Origin of the sequence: Paenibacillus sp. FSL H7-0737 (assembly GCF_000758545.1) — a bacterium.
Taxonomy (GTDB): domain Bacteria; phylum Bacillota; class Bacilli; order Paenibacillales; family Paenibacillaceae; genus Paenibacillus_AQ.
This window is the reverse complement of the sequence record NZ_CP009279.1, coordinates 4,353,197-4,367,604: the sequence shown is the minus strand read 5'-3', so window position 1 is coordinate 4,367,604 and position 14,408 is coordinate 4,353,197. Positions and strand designations below refer to the sequence as shown.

Genomic DNA, 14,408 nt, shown 5'->3' with positions numbered 1-14,408 from the left:
AGGAGAAAGAGTTTTTTACCTCGTAACAGCCTTCCAATTAATAGTATAATAAGAACTCGTAGGAGTTATTTGAATAAAGTTGTATACATACTCTATTTGAGGGAGAAGGAGCTGAGAGCATGACTGTTAAGACTACAGCGGAACAAATCCGCATTATAGAATATGATCCTTCTTACGCTAAGGCGGTTGCAGAAATGTGGAACCGTAGCAACGAAAGCTGGGGTGGAGGCACCAATCAGAGAACAGAGGATACAGTACGCCGCGAGATGGAAATCTCGTCCAACCTGAATGTGTTTCTCGCCGTTGATGGTGAGGAAGTGGTCGGCTTCTGCAGTTTTGCCCATTACCGTCAAGACGAAGGAGCTTTGTATGTTCCGCTGTTGAATGTACGACCTGATTATCACGGATACAAGGTAGGACGTAACCTGATTTTGAACGCTGTTCGCACAACAATTGAAGCGGGCTGGCCACGTCTTGATCTGTTTACTTGGGCAGGCAATACGAAGGCCGTACCGATGTATAAGAAATGTGGATTCTTTTGGGAAAAAAATGAGGATTACGTTCATTTGATGAACTTTATTCCGACAGTTCTGCAAACGGAAGCACTCGCTCCTTATTTTGAACAGCTGGATTGGTATGCAGATAGTACCCGTGAACTGCCCATTCAGCCGGATGGTCGCCGGGAGCGTGGTTTTGATTTCTTCGATTACACCTGGCAAAAGGGAGAACTCTCCTTACGTGCAGAATTCGAGAAGACCGGTCGCGGCCTGACGGCTCTTGATACACCTGACTATGAAATCTCCACGGAGATTGACGATCACGATCTTGTATTCGGTTCCACCTACAAGATTCGCTATCACATCAAGAATCGTTCGGCGTCTGATCTGGCTATTGAGATCAAAGGCCAAAATGACAAAAATATTCGTTTTGCCTTGTCTGCTGCACCAACACTCGCGCCAGGAGAAACACTTATCGTAGAAGGTGAGTTCGAGCTTGATCCGATTCGTGAAGAGCAAAACGACAAGAAGACTCACCCTGTGGTTATGAGCAAATGGATCATCGGTGGCAAGCGTGCTGAGTTTCGTATAGGTGTTGCTCCTAAATTCCCACTGAAAATGATGATGGAGTTGCCAAAGCGTGAGCTGTATCCGGGTCTTCCCGCTGAGCTATATTTGAATGTTGAGAATAATTTTGCAACGGAAGCGGAATTTTCTTTTGATTTGCCTGAGGAAGAATTTTTGACGTGGGCGGATCGGACAGTAAGCTTCTCGGTTCCAGCTAAAAGTAAGGCTTCCATCCGAGTCCCCTTTACCCTAAATTCATATGGCCTTTATTCACGGGATATTGAGGTGACGGCCGTTCCGACTGGAGAGAAGGCAGTGTCCTTCATCAGCAAATTATCTGTGCTAATGAAAGGAACACATGGCCGCTTCGGTGGGGAAAACGGAGATCAGTGGGTGGCTGTAAACGGCACCTACTCCGTACATCTTAATAATAACGACAATGGGATGTGGATTGAATATCCCGGATCGAGCCATAATTTCTGGTTAACCCATCCGAAGTTAGGTAAACCATTCGCCGAAGAATTCTCGAAGAAACAGGCTAAAGAAGTAAAGATCTATTCCGAAGGAGAGGGCCAAGTTCTAGAGACCCTTTATGAATCGGATGAATTCCCGGGTCTGGAGATAAAAAGAGTGGCTAAGCTCTTTGCAAACGGAATCGCTGAGTTTTATAGCGAGGTACGCAATACGAGTAACCAAACGTTGGAAGAGGATATGTATCTGCTAACGAATTTCGGATTTTTTGGCAAACGGCTCATCCTGCCTTATCAGGGGCATTACGTAGATATGGGCGATGCTTATTCGGGTGATCCGAGTTATTGGGACAGCGCTCAAATTACGGAAAATTGGTTGTTTAGCAAGGAAGAAAATGTCACATGCGGCGTTTGCTGGGACCCTTCGCTGAAGCTGCTTCGTCCGGAGTATCCACTTGGACTGGAGCATAATCTTGGTCAAATCTCTGCTGGAGATGTCGTACGAACAAAGACGCTGGTGTTCGCTTTAAACACCTTCCTGAAGTGGTCGGATTTCCGCACCTTTGCACGGAAGCAGCTGGATCCGATCACACCGGTGTTGGATGATCATCTTGAATTAACGCTCGGCGGTGGAAATCCGTTTGCGGCGGGGGCGCTTCATGCGGAGTTAATCGAACGAAAGATGACTCCGCTTAATGGAAGCCTCGAGTTATATGTACAAACGGATAGAGGAGAGGAGCAGAAAGTCGCTGAGATGGATCTGCAAAGAGAGCAGAATCTGCACTCCGCGGGCTTTGAGCTCTCGCCTGAGGAAGCGGAATCTTCTTCAGAACACAGCCAATCAGGACAGAAGGTTCGAGTCGTCTATCGTGGAGAGGATCGTATTCAAGAGCGAGCAGGCCTCTGGTTCCCTCAAACGGAAACAGCAGCCGTTATCTGTGACACAGAAGAGGGACCAGCGGGTCCTATTTACACTGTGAGTAACGGAGTACTTTCTATTGCAGCTGCTCCTGATTTCGGCAGTGTTGTGCATTCCCTGAAGCACCATGGAGAAGAATGGCTGGATAGCTCCTACCCGGAAGCAGCACCACGTTCCTGGTGGAATCCTTGGCATGGTGGACTCGGTGTAGGTATTTCAGGCATAGGTGGATTTAGTCGTTTGGAGGAGCCAAGAAGCGCAGCTTGGACCGAGCAAATGGATGTTCAGGGCAATGTATGGAAAGGATTACGTATCACTACTTCGATCGAGAAGCAGGAAAAGAACCGAGGGATTGTTGTTAATCAGCATTACCTTATGCTCCCCGGCGTCCCTGTGCTCTGTGTGTTGCATTCGGTGACCAATGACAGCGGAATGACCCTGCCGAATTATTCGTTGTCGGAGGAGAATTATATCAAACCTTCGCCAGTCTATGCCGAAGGATGGATGGAATTCTCCAAGGAGGGCAAGTTCTTATTAGGAACGGTTGAAACCTATCTTGAGGCCAAGGGACTATTGCGAATTGGGGCATCTTCGCGTAAGGATATGCTGCATATGGCGAGCAGTCACCCGAATCAGAGTGCCTCGGCGTATGTGAACAATAAGGTATTTAATCACGGGGTGCATCATCATCTTCCGCTTCTCAATGGAGAAACCGTTTGGACACAGCCGTCCTTCCTGATCATGGGAGAACTCGCTCTGAATTCAGAGGATGTCCGCAGTCTTTTGAAGCTGACCTTTGCTAGACCTACTGACGAAAAGGAGATCTTAAATGCCGATCATTGATATTCACATTCATCTGTCGGACATCGACAGCTTTCATCAAACAGCACTGGATCTCTCTAAAGTTGATTACACTGCTGCCGGGCTCAAAGCGGAGTTTGATAAGAACGACGTTATTCTGGGCATTGGAATGGGGGTATCGGAGCAGACGAAGGGAGCTTTCCCTGACTCTACTTCCCCTAATCCGATGGGCCTTGACTTGGAAGACACTGTGCCGCCTTTCTTAATGGAATGCGTGGGGATCAATCCGAATATGCTCGGAGGCAAGGATGCTCAGGAGGAGCTCGACCGAATTGAGGCACGGCTGCAAGCGCCCGAGGTGGCTGGTATTAAGCTCTACGCCGGTTACTATCATCATTACGTTTATGACAAAATCTATTCACCGATCTATGAGTTGGCAGCCAAGTACGGCACGCCTGTCGTCATTCATACCGGTGATACGTACTCGATGAATGGATTGCTTAAGTATGCACATCCTCTTACGGTAGACGAATTAGCGTTTCAACGACGTGATGTGAATTTTATGATTTGCCATCTTGGCGATCCGTGGGTGATGGATGCCGCCGAAGTGGTGGCCAAAAATCCAAACGTCTATGCCGATTTGTCCGGTCTTGTAGTCGGTGATCGGCCTCATTTTGAACGGTTCATGAATGAACCTCTGTTCATGGATCATTTTCGCCGGGCGCTGGTGTATTCCGACCACTATGAGAAAATGTTGTTCGGCACGGATTGGCCACTTGCTCCTATTGACCTGTATGCGGAATTTGTCCGTCGACTTGTCCCTGAGCAGCACCACGAAAAAGTATTTTACGAGAATGCCTTCGCCTTATTTCCACGCATCCAGCAGCGGATTGCGGCGCTCTAAGCATTACGAACAAGCCATCCTTTAGTTCTTTCTAAAGGATGGCTTGTTTTTTGTAAAAGGATATTAACTCATCTAGCAACCCTATCATAGAGAACGTAGTCCCAAGGCTCAAGTGCCTTGGGATTTTTTTGCTAAGAGGGGTAGTATAAAATCATGCTTAACCGGGTTATTGTTTGTCCTGGATTATAATATACATGGGGTTTGTCTGCGAGGAATGTGATAGAATCACCTGATTTCAAGAGGTATTCATTGTTATTGACACGGAAAGACAATTCTCCGTCAAACACGGTGATTAATTCTTCGGTACCTTCCATATGAGAATTGGCATCAAGGTATCCACCCTTGTCTATCTCCACGGTATAACCTTCAAACCGTTTACTTTCTTCAAATGGAAAAGATAGATACACTCGATATTTTCCGTTATCTTCAAGCAGTGGCTGAATGTCACTTCTTAAGATTACTCTTGTGTCAGGTTTTGGATAATCTATCAGCGCAGAAAATGAAATTTTTAAGCCATTGGCGATTTTCCAAAGGGTTGTAATGGTTGGTGTCGATTCGCCTCTTTCGATTTGACCAATCATTGTTTTGCTGACTCCTGTTAATTCCGCAACCTTTTCCAGGCTTAACTCTTTACTTTTTCTTATCTTTTTTATATTTTCCGCAATAATTAGATTTATTTCTTCCACTGTAATTACTCCTGTCTCCATTTACTTTATAACGATCGTGATATACAATAAAACGCACAAATGTACGTTATAACGTCTGATGAATACATTATAGCATACAAGCTGGAAGGGGAGATATAATTTAGTGTTTGTTTCTTTGTTTTTATATGCATTTGTTGCAAGTTTTACTCCGGGACCCAATAATATTATGGCAATGGGTTTTGCAAACCAAGTTGGGCTGAAAAAATCAATGAAATTTTGTTTAGGAGTGGGTACAGGATTTTTTATAATCATATTGTTATGTTCCTACTTTAATCTACTTTTGAATAATCTTCTTCCACAAATTAAATCTATTATGGCTGTAATAGGCGGAGTCTACATGCTGTATTTAGCATTTAAAATGATTACAAGTAAACAACCAGAAAGTGATGCAGCTGGAGATAAACACAATAGCTTTATTGCGGGAATGCTTTTACAATTTATCAATCCGAAAGGGATATTATATGGGATCACAGTTACATCAACATTTATCCTTACCTATCCTTCTTCCTCTTTTAGATTATTGAGTTATTCTTTAATTCTTGCTTTCATCGGTTATATGGGCACTTTTTGTTGGTGTTTGTGTGGTTCTCTTTTCAAAAAAATGATATCTAAATATAGAAGTCAATTTAATGTACTGATGGGACTGTTGTTAGTTTATTGTGCAGTTTCGATAGTGTTGGGATGAAGGATTATTAAGGGAAAATCAATATTCGACCAATACTTTTTTATCTAGTTATCTTTTACTTCTAAAGCTTATGATATTGATGTATTGTGGATAGATACGAGGACAAAGGAGATGCAATATGCTACCATCACTCACATTTCTTAAACTTCAATTGGAAGGCGTTCTGCGTAATAAATTCGAGCAGGGGCATCAAACCTCCGGTTATTTAGCTAAGTTGGAAAAGCTCCCAGCAAGCTATGATGCCTATCTAGAATTCGCTCATAGCTTGGCTGTCATTCCAATGAGGGACAACTGGCCTTACAATGAGCCGAACGATTTAGATGAGATATGGCGGGAATGTGATCCGGCTCGACCTCTAGGTCAGGTCGGGATTTTGAATCTGAAGGATAGCTCCAAGCGTGTAGAAGCAGGTTTCCTCGCTTCAGTCTGTGGCTCAATGCTGGGCAAACCGATAGAGGTAAATCCCAACTTGTCGGAATTACGTCAAGCCTTAACTTCTGTAGGGGAATGGCCACTGAATGATTACATTTCTGAAGAAATTCTCCATGCACTGGATCGTCGTCATTGGTCTTGGTTTGAGACGACACGGGGGCGAATTCGTTATGTAGCACCTGATGATGATATCAATTACACATTAATGGGAATGATGGTGCTAGAACAATTCGGTGATGGTTTTACGAAAAGAAATTTAAGGGATTTATGGTTAAATCACCTTCCGATAAGTACAACTTGGGGGCCGGAAAGGGCTATTTTGATGCGATCAGGGATTAGCTATTTGGAACATGATAAGGAGCTATTCAATCATTCTGAAATAGAGGCTTGGCCTGATTTTATGGTGCAGGGTACGGAACTATGCGGTGCGGCGATTCGTGCAGATGCTTACGGATATGCCTGTCCTGGTCAACCTGCTCTGGCTGCTGAGCTAGCTTGGCGGGATGCAAGTTTTACTCATCGCCGGACCGGCATTTACTCCACAATGTTCATTGCTGCTGCGATTGCTGTTGCTCACGTGCAGCGCGATCCCATTGAAATAATCAATACGGCTCTGCAATTCGTCCCTAAAAGAAGCCGATTCTACGAGATTACTAAAGATTGCCTTGAGATGGTAGCGAATGCAGATGACTGGCTGGAAGCGTATCAGAGCATTAACCGTAAGTATGCGAATTATTGTCACTGTGATGTTTATCAGGAAATAGGCACCTTAATTAATACCCTGCGATTTGCAGACAATGTTGGTGATGGAATATGCAAGCAGGTGATGCAAGGCAACGATACGGATAGCTTCGGAGCAACGGCTGGCTCTCTGCTTGGGGTTTATTTCGGTCCTGATGGCTTGGAATCAAGGTGGCTTAAACCTTTTCAAGATCGGATTCATACGGGGCTTTCTAATTTTCATGAGCAAAGTCTTTCTTGTTTAGCGGAACGGATGGGGCGTTTACCAGAGCTGCTGCAAACCGGACGATTTCAAGTTCAGCCTAGTGAGCTCTACGTGAGCAAGAATACGGATCTCGATACATAATAAGTTTACAAAGAATCCACAGCAACGAATGTTGCTGTGGATTTTTTTGCTTTTTATTTTTTGAATTTGAAATGAATAATTCAATCGTGCTTTACAAAAACTTTATTCGATTAAGTCACAACTTTGCCAAATCAGGAGGGGTCGTTATTAAACCATTTATCGTAATAGTAGCGCTATTGCTCGTTACAGCTTGTTCGGGTAATCAATCGGCCAACAACCAAATGACTACTCAACAAACGAAGGTTGGACATCATGCTGGCAAAACAGCTACAACAACAACCTTAACTCAAGCGTCTTCTATTTCCACAGAGAATGCTGGGAAATCAACGATTAAGGCTAAACAAGTACCCGGCGATGTAACGAAATGGCTGGATGGGTTTATCCGCACTACTCCACCTACAGGTGGTACAACAGGGGATCAAACCACTTATCCGCAAACATCCGCTAAGCCACAGTATTCTGCTAATCCGCAACAATCGTCCAATCCACAATATTCTGCTAATCCGCAAACCTCCACCAATGCATCGGCATCTGTGCAGAAAGTATTGGAACTGGTAAACAAAGAAAGAACAAACGCAGGCTTGAAACCCCTTAGTTTGAATAGTGAGCTGTCGAAAATGGCTTTGGCTAAAGCGCAGGATATGTCCGACAACAATTATTTTGACCATCAGTCACCAACCTACGGATCTCCGTTCGACATGATGAAGGCATTTGGGATCTCCTATAATACAGCAGGGGAAAATATCGCGAAAGGCCAGTCGAGCCCGGAAGAAGTAATGAATCAATGGATGAATAGCCCTGGTCACCGTGCCAACATCCTGAATAGTTCCTTTACTGAAATTGGAATAGGTTACTATAACAGCGAGTGGGTTCAAGAATTTATTGGTTAGTGTGATCAGCAATCTAAACGTCACATATTAAAAGCTAATTTTTAAACCCCATGTCATCAGACATGGGGTTTATTTTTATAAAGGAGGGTAGTTAATTTCACAGATGGCTGGAAGATCGAAATCGATGTAGATGATTACTATTTCGTCTGGGTCTTGTCGACATGCTCGGATGGTTGACCTTGCGATGATGGAGATTGCTGTGGTAGCCATTTTTGTACCAGTGGCCACATTAAATAAGTTATTGTGCCTACAATCAAGAAATTAAAGATAATGAGTTCTGAGGTACTCATGACGCGAAAAGAAGCCATTAGATTACGAAATGTTTCTTGTATGCTAAAGAGTGAAATGAAGTCAAGCAGAAAGGTCAGTGCTATTACTAAGATTAATAAGAGTATAGTTACGACGAATATTTTCATACCACTTCCCTGCTTTCATTGTTAATCTTCCAATAATATTTGCTGTTAATGGGTAGAATAATCACGCAAAGAGCAGCAAATAATGGAGAGAAAGGTGAAGGGCATGGCAAAGGATGGCAATGCAAGTGGCAAAAGTGCTGGAAGCAATCCACAATGGACCGTCCCTTCAATTCCGATTGATTCAACAGAATTAAGAGTCAATTTAGAGCAGATTCGACAAAAGACAGGGAATAGTGGAGATATAATTATTCGTGAATTTACGATAGGGGGCTCGGAGGAGGAGCTTCAAGCCGCAATTATTTATGTGGATGGCATTGTTAACAATACAACCATTAATCAATTTGTCATGGAAGTCTTGCTGAACGTCATGCTGAGTAATGAACAAAGGACATTAAATGATCTGGTTCAAGTAATCACAGATAAAATTGTTCCAATCGGTGGTCTGAAGACACTTGTTCAATGGGATGAACTCTATGATGCTTTGTTGTGGGGGCAGACTATTTTATTAATTGATGGATCGAAAGAAGCCCTAGCGATTGCTACATCGGGCGGTGAAGTCCGCGCCATAGATGAGCCTGGTACAGATACTTCTATTCGAGGATCTCGTGAAGGGTTTGTTGAAAGCCTAACGACAAATATTTCGATGGTTCGGCGTCGCATAAGAAATCCTAATTTATGGCTGGAATCGATGACATTAGGTCAAGTTACACATACCAGGATAGGGATCATGTACATAAATGGGATCGCGGATGATAGCATTGTTGAAGAGGCGAAGCGACGTCTCCGCAAGATCAAGTTGGATAGCATTCTGGAATCAGGATATATTGAGAAAATGATAGAAGATCAGAGTTTTACTCCGTTTCCAACGGTCCTACCTACAGAACGCCCAGATACCGTCGCTGCTAATCTTTTAGAAGGAAAAATTGCAATTATGGTGGATGGAACCCCCTTTATGCTAATCATCCCAGCCGTTTTTAATCAATTCTTTCAAATTACAGAGGATTCTTATCATCGGTATGATATCAGTGTTGCATTGCGGCTGTTACGCATCGTAATGTTTATCATTTCGATGATTGGACCTTCTTTCTATATTGCAGCAACAACCTTTCACCAAGAAATGATACCAACACAGTTAGTGATTTCGCTTGTTTCACAGCTAGAAGCAACGCCATTTACCGCGTTTGTTGAGGCGCTATTAATGGAGGTTATTTTTGAAATTCTGCGTGAAGCGGGTGTTCGTATGCCAAAAGCAATTGGATCAGCAGTATCCATCGTTGGAGCACTTGTCATTGGGCAGGCAGCTGTACAAGCAGGTTTAGTGTCAACGGCAATGGTTATTGTTGTTTCACTTACAGCTATCTCTAGTCTAGCGACACCTGTTTTCTCGATTGCTGTATCCGCGAGATTGTTACGTTTTCTCCTCATGATCAGTGCAGCAACGTTCGGTTTCTTTGGAATGATTCTTACCTTGATTATGATCATTGCACATATGTGTAGTTTACGTTCATTTGGTGTACCTTACATGGCTCCTTATAGTCCAATGATGCATGTAAAGAATAGTCAGATTCATGCACCTTTACCGATTTGGATGAGACATTTGGTTCCCAAATTGATGAAGAAGCCTACAACAGAGCAAGTGGGTGATCAAGATGGGACGTAGAATGGCACGGCTTTGTTTGTCGATAGTTATGATTGCTCTTCTTACGGGTTGCTGGGATAGTCGAGAGTTAACGGATATCGGTTTTGTGGTTGCGATGGCGATTGATAAAGGAGAAAAAAAGAACATTAGGGTTACGGTTCAGATCGTGAATCCAATAAATGTCTCAAGTTCACAAGGAGGAGGTAGCCCAATGCCTTTACCTCCAACCACATATTCAGCAGAAGGAAATAATGTATTTGATGCTACTCGCGTTCTCTCACAAAAACTTTCTAGGCAATTGCATTATGGTCATGCGATAGTTCTCTTGGTAGGTGAAGATTTAGCTACAACACAAGGGATAAAGAAGCTTTTTGACGGCATTGAGCGGGATAGTGAGTTTCGTCCTTCCGCTACAATGGTTATCGCGAGGGGAACGACGGGAGAAGAAATCATTAAACAACGAACGAGTCTCGATAATTCACCGGCCATTAAAATTAAGAAAATGGTAGCTGAAACCGAGAAAGCCTTTGGTGAAAATATTGATGAGAAAATATACCAAGTCATTCAAGCCATCGTCTCATCTGGTAAAGAACCTACGATTACTGGCATTCAACTCGATTCTACAAATAAAGAAGATAAATTAATGGCTAATGGGATTGCTACTTTTAAAGATGGAAAATTAATGAGGTGGTTAGACGGAAATGAAAGCCGTGGATTCTTATGGGTGTTAGGCAGAGTTAATTCGACATTGTTAACCATGGATTGGAATGGTCAGCCACATACAATCGGGATCGAGAATATACGAACCAAATCATCATTTCATTCAAGCTTTGATAAATCCGGTAAACCAATTATTGAGGTGAAGATTGGTGCGGATGCAAATATTGGTGAGGTTGATGTCCCAATTGATGTAACTAACCCGAGATTGTTTTTGCAAATTGAGCGCCTGTACATGCAAGCCGTTCATGATGAAGCGGTAGCCACGATTAAATTAATGCAACAGCAAAAGTCGGACATTTTTGGATTTGGAGAAGTGGTGCATCGTGATCACCCTAAGCAATGGAGAACGTTAAAGCGGGATTGGAACGATGTGACCTTTCCCACGATTGAGGTAAAAGTGAAAGTGGAGGCTTATTTGCGTAATACTGGGTTGCGTAATAGAACCATAATGGAAAGTATCGATAATAGCTGATAAATGAATTGTTCATAGAGAGAAGGAGTGACATTGGAAAAAGCAAAGATCAGTCCCCGTCAATTGCTTATCCTTGTATTGATGTTTGAAATCGTGAGCGCGATTATCTCCGGATTTGGTGCGGAAGCCAAGCAAGATGCATGGATCACCGCAATCCTCGGAATGCTCGGGGGAATTTGTTTATTTCTAATCTATCATCGATTGTCTTTATTTTATCCGGATCTTCCGCTCACGGAATATGCGAAAAAAATATTAGGGCCCGTTGTGGGTCGTATCGTCGCCTTGTTATATGTTGTCTATTTCTTGTTTAATGGGAGTTTTGTAGTCCGTGAATTCGCCTCAATGGCTGTATCCTTTGTTTTTACACAGACTCCCTTTCTCGTTATTATTGCTTTGATGCTACTTTCGGTTATGTATGTCATTGGAAAAGGTATTGAGGTGTTGTCGAGGACAGCAGAGCTCTTTTTTTCTGTGTTACTTCTTGTTACTGTCACCGGTCTAAGCTCGATCCTTACGTCTGGGAATGTAAATCTTCAAAATTTAAGACCTGTACTCGAAGAGGGATGGTTAACCGTGCTGAAGCAATCGATTCCAAGTACCGTTGTATTTCCTTTTGGAGAGATTATAGTGTTCTTGATGTTGTTTCCCTATGTGAATAAACCGCAACAAGTGAAGAAATCAGTGATTACAGGATTATTGATCAGCGGATCTTTTATCGCGTTTGTTACGATGCTAAATGTGTCTGTCCTCGGTGCGGATCTATTTACAAGAACACAATACCCATTGCTGACAACCTCGGAGTTGATTGAGGGAAGAGCTTTACTAGAACGATTGGATGTATTGTTTCTCGTCACAGCTATTGTCGGTGGTTTTTTCCGGATCGGCATTTATTTATATGCGACACTAATCGGTGCGGCAACATTGTTCGGTATTCCCTCCTATCGTAAATTAATGATCCCCGTGACTATGGTCATGTTTATTTGTTCCATTGCGATGGCAGGAAACTATGTAGAATTTATCTATACAGGATTACGTGTCGTCCGGTTCTATGTCCAGATTCCGATGCTGTTTATCATTCCACTAATACTTCTAGTGATGGGCTGGTTTCAAGAGAAGAAGAAGCTGAAATCTGCGAAATAAGGAGCTTATATTCTAGAGTTGCATTTATTAGCCTTTACAATTATACTCGTCATAGCAACTATGATCATATCAATTATCTGGAGGCTATACCATTGGAATTAGAAAAATACATAGGCGTAATTGTACACCGGGCAGATTTGAAGCTGAATAACTATTATCAAAAAGTGGTAAATCCCTTTGATATTACGGTGGACCAATGGGAGATCCTCGTTATTCTTTGGGAGAGTGAAGGGATTACTCAAAAGGATATTGCTGAAAGACTATATAAAGATCAGACGAACATTGCGCGTATGCTCTTCAAGCTTGAAAAGAAAGGCTTTGTTCATCGTGTAACCCATGAGACGGATAGAAGATCTTTACGTGTTTATCTAACCTCTAAAGGGCGTGAAATAAAAGATGAGATTCTTGCTCCCTCTCTTGAAGCGTATAGAAAGACCATTGAAGGGTTAACTGAGGAAGAGGTTGAAACCTTTAGAAGGCTACTTTCTGTCATTCATAATAATGTAAAGGATTTATAGTAGATTTTGTTTGTAAAAGAATAGATCGTCTCAACCCAATTAGTTGCTATGACTATTATCGTCAAGACCATTTGTTTTGAATCGTTTGTTTATTATCCAATACTTGCTATGGCAACTAATGCTTCGACAATTATAAGGAGGATTCAAAGATGAGAATAAGCAATAATAAAATCGGGATTTTTGATGCCCAGTACAGAGCGTTGACTATCGGTATTATTCTGGCAGTCACAACAGTAGCATTTGAAGGATTGGGGGTTACGACGATTGCACCAAAGGTGGCGCAAAGTTTGAATGCGATCCATTATTATGGTTGGATTTTTAGTGCATTTCTTTTATCCCAAATCATTGGCACAATGGTCATTGGACAGCAGATTGATAAGAATGGTGTATATAAATCATTTGTAGTTTCTATTCTAATCTTTGTTACGGGTATCATCATTGCAGCAACTTCCTTCAATATTTACATGTTGATCGGCGGAAGAGCTTTTCAAGGTTTCGGAGCAGGTGCACTTTTAACTTGTGTATACTCCAGCATTACTTTAAGTTACCCTGACAGTCTAAGAACAAAAATACTTGCAGCTTTCTCTAGTGCTTATATTCTTCCAGCATTAATTGGTCCTTATATCGCAGGGTTTTTAGCCGAAAATCTTTCGTGGAAGTTTGTGTTCTGGCTTGTTCTGCCGTTCATTGTTCTATCTGTATGCTTAACGCTCCCATTATTTCGTAAGTTACAAGCTGAAAATAATAATGCTTCATCGACGAAAAGAGGGACGTATAAAGAAATATACGCAATTTTATTAACATTAGGAACAGGGCTGCTATTAGCAGGATTAGGATTTTTACCTTCTTGGAAGGGGATTGTGATTTCAATTGCAGGGGGCTTTATTATGATTCAACCTTTACGGAAACTGCTGCCAGAGGGTGCTTTAGTAGTTAAAAAAGGTTTGTCGGCAACCATTGTTACTAGAGGGCTGTTTGTTGCATGCTACTATGCTGTTGAAACCTACGTTGTTCTAGCTCTAACAAATGTTAAAGGGTTATCGGCAGATGTTGCGGGATTAATCGTTGCTGCCGGGGCTATAAGTTGGTCAATAGCAGCGTGGCTGCAATCCAAGCTTGATGAACAAGACCATGGGAGGGGCCGTAGACAACGGGTGATGATTGGCGTTGCATTTATGATTGTCGGAGTTGCACTGGTCATAACCGTGATAGGCATTTCAGGTAATGGAATCGTGCTCGCAGTGTTCTCACAAATACTTACCGGTTTTGGAATAGGGCTGGCACATCCAACCACGGGAGCCATTGCACTACAGCATGCCGAAGATGGCGATGCAGGTTCAATTTCAGCGAATATTCAATTTATTGATGCGTTTAGTCCTGCACTTAGCATCGGATTAGGCGGTGCCCTAATTACCGTTAGTGAATCCTTTGGATGGGGCGTAATGACAGGAATTCTCTTGGCCTTATCGATCCAGCTTTTTTTCGTAATTTTAAGCTTTTTAGCTACTTTCCGAATTGCGAAGAAGGCAAGCTTAGGCAGATAA

12 protein-coding genes are annotated in these 14,408 nt (G+C 42.6%); 10 read left to right on the top strand and 2 right to left on the bottom strand.

Annotation, left to right across the window (positions count from 1 at the left end):
- Nucleotides 1-119: 119 nt before the first annotated feature.
- Nucleotides 120-3,296 carry a GNAT family N-acetyltransferase gene (locus H70737_RS19150; protein ID WP_042189700.1) on the top strand — a complete coding sequence of 1,059 codons (3,177 nt, stop codon included), beginning with the start codon at nt 120-122 and terminating at the stop codon, nt 3,294-3,296.
- Nucleotides 3,283-4,158: an amidohydrolase family protein gene (locus H70737_RS19145; RefSeq protein WP_042189698.1), complete on the top strand. Its 876-nt coding sequence runs from the start codon at nt 3,283-3,285 to the stop codon at nt 4,156-4,158. The genes H70737_RS19150 and H70737_RS19145 overlap by 14 nt, the downstream gene beginning before the upstream one ends.
- A 131-nt stretch (nt 4,159-4,289) precedes the next feature.
- On the opposite strand, the gene H70737_RS19140 is transcribed toward H70737_RS19145, so the two are convergent.
- Nucleotides 4,290-4,844, bottom strand: coding sequence for a helix-turn-helix domain-containing protein (locus H70737_RS19140; protein ID WP_042189696.1), 555 nt, complete (start codon nt 4,842-4,844; stop codon nt 4,290-4,292).
- A gap of 124 nt (nt 4,845-4,968) precedes the next feature.
- On the opposite strand from H70737_RS19140, the gene H70737_RS19135 reads away from it, so the two are divergent.
- The 3 genes from H70737_RS19135 (at nt 4,969) to H70737_RS19125 (ending at nt 7,959) form a co-directional block, all read left to right on the top strand.
- The gene (locus H70737_RS19135) at nt 4,969-5,550 is read left to right on the top strand and encodes a LysE family transporter (protein ID WP_042189694.1); all 582 of its coding nucleotides are present in this window, start codon (nt 4,969-4,971) and stop codon (nt 5,548-5,550) included.
- 118 nt (nt 5,551-5,668) lie between these two features.
- Complete coding sequence (locus H70737_RS19130) at nt 5,669-7,069, top strand: ADP-ribosylglycohydrolase family protein (RefSeq protein WP_042189692.1); 1,401 nt, start codon at nt 5,669-5,671, stop codon at nt 7,067-7,069.
- 71 nt (nt 7,070-7,140) lie between these two features.
- Nucleotides 7,141-7,959 (top strand): CAP domain-containing protein, encoded by an 819-nt coding sequence (locus H70737_RS19125; protein ID WP_231573305.1) that lies wholly within the window; start codon nt 7,141-7,143, stop codon nt 7,957-7,959.
- Between the two features lie 137 nt (nt 7,960-8,096).
- On the opposite strand, the gene H70737_RS19120 is transcribed toward H70737_RS19125, so the two are convergent.
- The gene (locus H70737_RS19120; protein ID WP_042189690.1) at nt 8,097-8,375 is read right to left on the bottom strand and encodes a YczF family membrane protein; all 279 of its coding nucleotides are present in this window, start codon (nt 8,373-8,375) and stop codon (nt 8,097-8,099) included.
- 82 nt (nt 8,376-8,457) lie between these two features.
- Between H70737_RS19120 and H70737_RS19115 the strand changes: the two genes are divergently transcribed.
- The 5 genes from H70737_RS19115 (at nt 8,458) to H70737_RS19095 (ending at nt 14,408) form a co-directional block, all read left to right on the top strand.
- Nucleotides 8,458-10,035, top strand: a complete 1,578-nt coding sequence (locus tag H70737_RS19115) for a spore germination protein (protein WP_231573304.1) — start codon at nt 8,458-8,460, stop codon at nt 10,033-10,035.
- Entirely contained in the window at nt 10,025-11,206 is a 1,182-nt protein-coding gene (locus H70737_RS19110; RefSeq protein ID WP_081951164.1) for a Ger(x)C family spore germination protein, read from the top strand. Before H70737_RS19115 ends, H70737_RS19110 begins: the two co-directional genes overlap by 11 nt.
- 33 nt (nt 11,207-11,239) lie before the next feature.
- Nucleotides 11,240-12,346, top strand: a complete 1,107-nt coding sequence (locus tag H70737_RS19105) for a GerAB/ArcD/ProY family transporter (protein WP_042189686.1) — start codon at nt 11,240-11,242, stop codon at nt 12,344-12,346.
- A 92-nt stretch (nt 12,347-12,438) separates the two neighbouring features.
- Complete coding sequence (locus H70737_RS19100) at nt 12,439-12,864, top strand: MarR family winged helix-turn-helix transcriptional regulator (protein ID WP_042189684.1); 426 nt, start codon at nt 12,439-12,441, stop codon at nt 12,862-12,864.
- 149 nt (nt 12,865-13,013) lie between these two features.
- A complete protein-coding gene (locus H70737_RS19095; RefSeq protein ID WP_042189682.1) occupies nt 13,014-14,408 on the top strand; it encodes an MFS transporter in 1,395 nt (464 codons plus the stop codon).

Excerpts from the sequence above, each read along its gene's own strand:
- H70737_RS19130 (WP_042189692.1), top strand. The coding sequence starts at position 5,669 with ATGCTACCATCACTCACATTTCTTAAACTTCAATTGGAAGGCGTTCTG.
- H70737_RS19120 (WP_042189690.1), bottom strand. The coding sequence starts at position 8,375 with ATGAAAATATTCGTCGTAACTATACTCTTATTAATCTTAGTAATAGCA.
- H70737_RS19125 (WP_231573305.1), top strand. The coding sequence starts at position 7,141 with ATGAATAATTCAATCGTGCTTTACAAAAACTTTATTCGATTAAGTCAC.
- H70737_RS19110 (WP_081951164.1), top strand. The coding sequence starts at position 10,025 with ATGGGACGTAGAATGGCACGGCTTTGTTTGTCGATAGTTATGATTGCT.
- H70737_RS19115 (WP_231573304.1), top strand. The coding sequence starts at position 8,458 with ATGGAGAGAAAGGTGAAGGGCATGGCAAAGGATGGCAATGCAAGTGGC.
- H70737_RS19095 (WP_042189682.1), top strand. The coding sequence starts at position 13,014 with ATGAGAATAAGCAATAATAAAATCGGGATTTTTGATGCCCAGTACAGA.
- H70737_RS19150 (WP_042189700.1), top strand. The coding sequence starts at position 120 with ATGACTGTTAAGACTACAGCGGAACAAATCCGCATTATAGAATATGAT.
- H70737_RS19145 (WP_042189698.1), top strand. The coding sequence starts at position 3,283 with ATGCCGATCATTGATATTCACATTCATCTGTCGGACATCGACAGCTTT.